We start from the raw sequence: 5632 nt of genomic DNA, 5'->3' as shown, positions 1-5632 counted from the left end.
ATTTTTCACTGGCCACTTGCAGAATGAAAAAAGCTTCTTACCTTTGCACTCCCAATCGGACAACAGGTTGAAAGGGGCGAATAAACTAAGAGAGTAACAACCACGATCACAACAGGTGATCGCCCTGGTAAAACCACCAGGTCTATTTCCGGAAAGGTATACGACAGGTATACGAAGATGGAGAAAAGTTCTTTGAGAGACTGGAATTGAAACAGACAAGCACTTTAAGCGGTCATCCTTAGGGATGGAAGTTTAAATCAATAGCTTTTTTTGGTGTCGTTTTTTTGAAAACGGCACAGGTAGTAACATAACGGGCCGGATCAGGCGAGACATTGGTAGTTTTCGGACTACCGGAATAATATTCTTACAATGGAGAGTTTGATCCTGGCTCAGGATGAACGCTAGCGGCAGGCCTAATACATGCAAGTCGAACGAGATCAGAGGCTTCGGTTTCTGGTTTAGTGGCGCACGGGTGCGTAACGCGTATGCAACCTACCTTCCACAGGGGGATAGCCTTCCGAAAGGGAGATTAATACCGCATAACATCGTTTGAGGGCATCCGAAGACGATCAAAGCTGAGGCGGTGGAAGATGGGCATGCGTGCCATTAGCTAGTTGGTAGGGTAACGGCCTACCAAGGCTTCGATGGCTAGGGGTTCTGAGAGGATGGTCCCCCACACTGGTACTGAGACACGGACCAGACTCCTACGGGAGGCAGCAGTAGGGAATATTGGGCAATGGTCGAGAGACTGACCCAGCCATGCCGCGTGCAGGAAGAAGGCCTTCTGGGTTGTAAACTGCTTTTATCTAGGAAGAAAACGCCCTTGCGAGGGTAACTGACGGTACTAGATGAATAAGCACCGGCTAACTCCGTGCCAGCAGCCGCGGTAATACGGAGGGTGCAAGCGTTGTCCGGATTTATTGGGTTTAAAGGGTGCGTAGGCGGCCCTGTAAGTCAGTGGTGAAATCCCAGGGCTCAACCCTGGAACTGCCATTGATACTGCAGGGCTTGAGTTCGGTTAAGGCGGGCGGAACTGGTGGTGTAGCGGTGAAATGCATAGATACCACCAAGAACCCCGATTGCGTAGGCAGCTCGCTGAGCCGAAACTGACGCTGAGGCACGAAAGCGTGGGGAGCGAACAGGATTAGATACCCTGGTAGTCCACGCCGTAAACGATGAATACTCGATGTTAGCGATACACTGTTAGCGTCCAAGCGAAAGCGTTAAGTATTCCACCTGGGGAGTACGCCCGCAAGGGTGAAACTCAAAGGAATTGACGGGGGCCCGCACAAGCGGTGGAGCATGTGGTTTAATTCGATGATACGCGAGGAACCTTACCTAGGCTAGAATGCGCGTGACCGCCTCAGAGATGAGGCTTTCCTTCGGGACACAAAGCAAGGTGCTGCATGGCTGTCGTCAGCTCGTGCCGTGAGGTGTTGGGTTAAGTCCCGCAACGAGCGCAACCCCTACCTTTAGTTGCCAGCGCGTCATGGCGGGGACTCTAAAGGGACTGCCTTCGCAAGAAGTGAGGAAGGCGGGGACGACGTCAAGTCATCATGGCCCTTACGCCTAGGGCTACACACGTGCTACAATGGCCGGTACAGAGGGTCGCCACCTAGTGATAGGGCGCCAATCTCAAAAAGCCGGTCTCAGTTCGGATCGAAGTCTGCAACTCGACTTCGTGAAGCCGGAATCGCTAGTAATCGCGCATCAGCAATGGCGCGGTGAATACGTTCCCGGGCCTTGTACACACCGCCCGTCAAGCCATGGAAGTCAGGGAGACCTGAAGCCGGTGACCGTTAAAGGAGCCGTCTAGGGTAAAACTGGTAACTGGGGCTAAGTCGTAACAAGGTAGCCGTACCGGAAGGTGCGGCTGGATCACCTCCTTTCTAGAGCACGTGATCCGGCCTGTAGTTATTATCCATCATGGAAAGCTGGTGGTTGCTGTTTCAATTCATTTCTCAAATGTACTTTTATAAAAGTTTACTGACTGGTGCCAGGCTGCCGTAAGCCCGGACATAAAGCGGGCTTGTAGCTCAGGTGGTTAGAGCGCTACACTGATAATGTAGAGGTCCGTGGTTCGAGTCCACGCAGGCCCACTCCTAGTTTCCAAGCCCATTGCTTGGTTAGCATACTTGGGGGATTAGCTCAGCTGGCTAGAGCGCCTGCTTTGCACGCAGGAGGTCAACGGTTCGACTCCGTTATTCTCCACCAGTTTACACCTGCCCCGGGCATGGAAAATACGAAAGCAGCAATGCTTTACCAAAGTAAGAACGACAGGTTTTTACTTCACAACTTAAGGGAGAGTGAAGAGCTGAAAGGCAAAAGGGCAACTTTTTAACTTTCTACCTTTTTAACTTAACACTTAAGAAACGTTCTTTGACATGTTGGAAGAAAACAAAGAGAAGTAAGTTAACATTGCAAGATGTTGGATTACGAGCAAACGAAAAGTAGAAAAGACTGCGGGCCGGCATAGTTTAGGCTATGACGGCCGGGAACGCAGAGAAGGGCGTATGGGGGATGCCTAGGCTCTCAGAGGCGATGAAGGACGCGACAAGCTGCGATAAGCTGCGGGTATTGGCACATACAAGTTGATCCGCAGGTTTCCGAATGGGGCAACCCAGTGTATTGAAGATACACTACCCTACGGGGGGCAAACCCGGGGAACTGAAACATCTAAGTACCCGGAGGAAGAGAAAATAACTAATGATTGCGTCAGTAGTGGCGAGCGAACGCGCAAGAGCCCAAACCAGTTCTGTTACGGCAGGGCTGGGGTTGTAGGACCACGTCATGGGACCAAACAAGTGAAGTGTAACTACCTGGGAAGGTAGGCTGGAAAGGGTGATAGCCCCGTGCACGCAAGCTTTTTGGCCCTAGTGGTATCCTGAGTAGGGCGGGACCGGAGAAATCCCGCCTGAATCCAGCGGCACCATCCGCTAAGGCTAAATACTCCTGAGAGACCGATAGTGAACCAGTACTGTGAAGGAAAGGTGAAAAGTACCCTGAATAAGGGGGTGAAATAGATCCTGAAACCATGCGCCTACAAGCGGTCGGAGCCCTTTTGTGGGGTGACGGCGTGCCTTTTGCATAATGAGCCTACGAGTTGCTCCTCTCTGGCAAGGTTAAGTGTTTTTAAAGCACGGAGCCGCAGCGAAAGCGAGTCTGAATAGGGCGTGCAGTCAGAGGGGGCAGACGCGAAACTTTGTGATCTACCCATGGGCAGGATGAAGCTGTGGTAACACACAGTGGAGGTCCGAACCAGTTTACGTTGAAAAGTATTTGGATGACCTGTGGGTAGGGGTGAAAGGCCAATCAAACTGAGAAATAGCTCGTACTCCCCGAAATGCCTTTAGGGGCAGCGTCGTGGTGGAGTCAAGCGGAGGTAGAGCTACCGATAGGACTAGGGGGAGTCACATCCTACCGAATCCTGACGAACTCCGAATGCCGCTTTGATATACACGGCAGTGAGGCCAGGGGTGCTAAGGTCCCTGGCCGAGAGGGAAAGAACCCAGACCGTCGGCTAAGGTCCCCAAGTCCATACTAAGTTGAACAAAGGGGGTCCAGTTGCTTAGACAGCCAGGATGTTGGCTTGGAAGCAGCCATTCATTTAAAGAGTGCGTAACAGCTCACTGGTCGAGCGACAGGGCATCGATAATAATCGGGCATCAAGTATGGCACCGAAGCTGCGGATTACAGTTTATACTGTACTGGTAGGGGAGCATTCCAAGGGCGATGAAGGCGTGCCGGCAAGGCATGTTGGAGCGCTTGGAAAAGCAAATGTAGGCATAAGTAACGATAATGCGGGCGAGAAACCCGCACACCGAAAGACCAAGGTTTCCTGATCAACGCTAATCGGATCAGGGTTAGTCGGGTCCTAAGGCCGAGGCGAAAGCGCAGGTCGATGGACAGCTGGTTAATATTCCAGCACCGGCTATGTATAGCGATGCGGTGACGGAGAAGTGAAAGGACTGCGTACTGACGGAATAGTACGTTGAAGGCCGTAGGTATTGGAAGAGGAGTTAAGTACCCTCATCTAGCTGAAAGCTGATAGTACTCCAAGGCTTCGGCCACGGAGATAATGTCCCTAATCCGGCTCCCAAGAAAACCCGCTAAGCGTTTAAATACATAGCCGCCCGTACCGCAAACCGACACAGGTGGTCGAGGAGAGAATCCTAAGGTGCTCGAGTGAATCACGGCCAAGGAACTCGGCAAAATGGCCCTGTAACTTCGGGAGAAGGGGCGCTTCCTTGCAGCAATGCAAGAAGCCGCAGTGAAAAGGCCCAGGCGACTGTTTAACAAAAACACATGGCTTTGCTAAATCGAGAGATGACGTATAAGGCCTGACACCTGCCCGGTGCTGGAAGGTTAAGAGGGGATGTTAGTCGCAAGGCGAAGCATTGAATCGAAGCCCCAGTAAACGGCGGCCGTAACTATAACGGTCCTAAGGTAGCGAAATTCCTTGTCGGGTAAGTTCCGACCTGCACGAATGGTGTAACGATCTGGGCGCTGTCTCAGCCGTGAGCTCGGTGAAATTGTAGTCTCGGTGAAGATGCCGAGTACCCGCAACGGGACGGAAAGACCCCATGAACCTTTACTATAGCTTAGCATTGACGCTGGGTAACTCATGTGTAGGATAGGCCGGAGGCTGTGAAGCGGTGTCGCTAGGCATCGTGGAGCCAACCTTGAAATACGGCCCTTGAGTTGCTTGGCGCCTAACCTGACCAAAGGGGACAGTGCTTGGTGGGTAGTTTGACTGGGGTGGTCGCCTCCAAAACAGTAACGGAGGCTTTCAAAGGTACCCTCAGTACGCTTGGTAACCGTACGCAGAGCGCAATAGCATAAGGGTGCTTGACTGTGAGGCCTACAAGCCGAGCAGGGTCGAAAGACGGATATAGTGATCCGGTGGTTCCGCATGGAAGGGCCATCGCTCAAAGGATAAAAGGTACTCTGGGGATAACAGGCTGATCTCCCCCAAGAGCTCATATCGACGGGGAGGTTTGGCACCTCGATGTCGGCTCGTCACGTCCTGGGGCTGGAGAAGGTCCCAAGGGTTCGGCTGTTCGCCGATTAAAGTGGCACGCGAGCTGGGTTCAGAACGTCGTGAGACAGTTCGGTCCCTATCTGTTGCGGGCGTTGGAGATTTGCGGGGTTCTGACCTTAGTACGAGAGGACCGGGTTGGACGAGCCGCTGGTGCACCTGTTGTATCGCCAGATGCAGCGCAGGGTAGCTACGCTCGGATGGGATAAGCGCTGAAAGCATCTAAGTGCGAAACCCACCCCAAGATGAGATCTCCCTGTAAGGGCCGTCAGAGACGATGACGTTGATAGGTGGCAGGTGTAAAGCTGGAAACAGCACAGCCGAGCCATACTAATTGCCCGGGAGCGTTCCCACCCCGAAAGGGAAAGCGAGCCGGTTCCGCAAGGACCTGCCCGCAGCTTTTTCTACCTTCGAAAAAAGCACCTCTTTGTTCCAGCATGTCTTACGCATCACACACGGCACCCCCCGTGTAAAAATAATGGTGGCTATGGCTCCGGTGAGCACCTCTTCCCATCCCGAACAGAGAAGTTAAGCCCGGACGCGCCGATGGTACTGGTGTCACAACTGGGAGAGTAGGTGGCCGCCAACCCTATA

2 tRNA genes and 3 rRNA genes are annotated in these 5632 nt (G+C 52.7%); all 5 read left to right on the top strand.

Going from position 1 to position 5632, the window contains the following annotated elements:
• The first annotated feature begins 366 nt into the window (after window positions 1-366).
• The 5 genes from GWO68_RS17615 (at window position 367) to rrf (ending at window position 5627) form a co-directional block, all read left to right on the top strand.
• A 16S ribosomal RNA gene (locus GWO68_RS17615) occupies window positions 367-1889 on the top strand.
• 136 nt (window positions 1890-2025) lie between these two features.
• Window positions 2026-2099, top strand: a tRNA-Ile gene (locus tag GWO68_RS17610).
• 38 nt (window positions 2100-2137) lie between these two features.
• A tRNA-Ala gene (locus GWO68_RS17605) sits at window positions 2138-2214 on the top strand.
• Window positions 2215-2493: 279 nt separating this feature from the next.
• Window positions 2494-5392: ribosomal RNA gene (locus tag GWO68_RS17595) — 23S ribosomal RNA — on the top strand.
• A gap of 123 nt (window positions 5393-5515) precedes the next feature.
• Window positions 5516-5627, top strand: a 5S ribosomal RNA gene (gene rrf, locus GWO68_RS17590).
• The 16S, 23S and 5S rRNA genes sit together here with 2 tRNA genes alongside, the layout of an rRNA operon.
• Window positions 5628-5632 lie beyond the last annotated feature (5 nt).

The organism is Pontibacter fetidus, assembly GCF_010119545.1.
GTDB classification, from domain to species: Bacteria; Bacteroidota; Bacteroidia; order Cytophagales; family Hymenobacteraceae; genus Pontibacter; species Pontibacter fetidus.
Note: the sequence above shows the minus strand (reverse complement) of the source record. Positions and strands in the feature narration are given on the sequence as shown.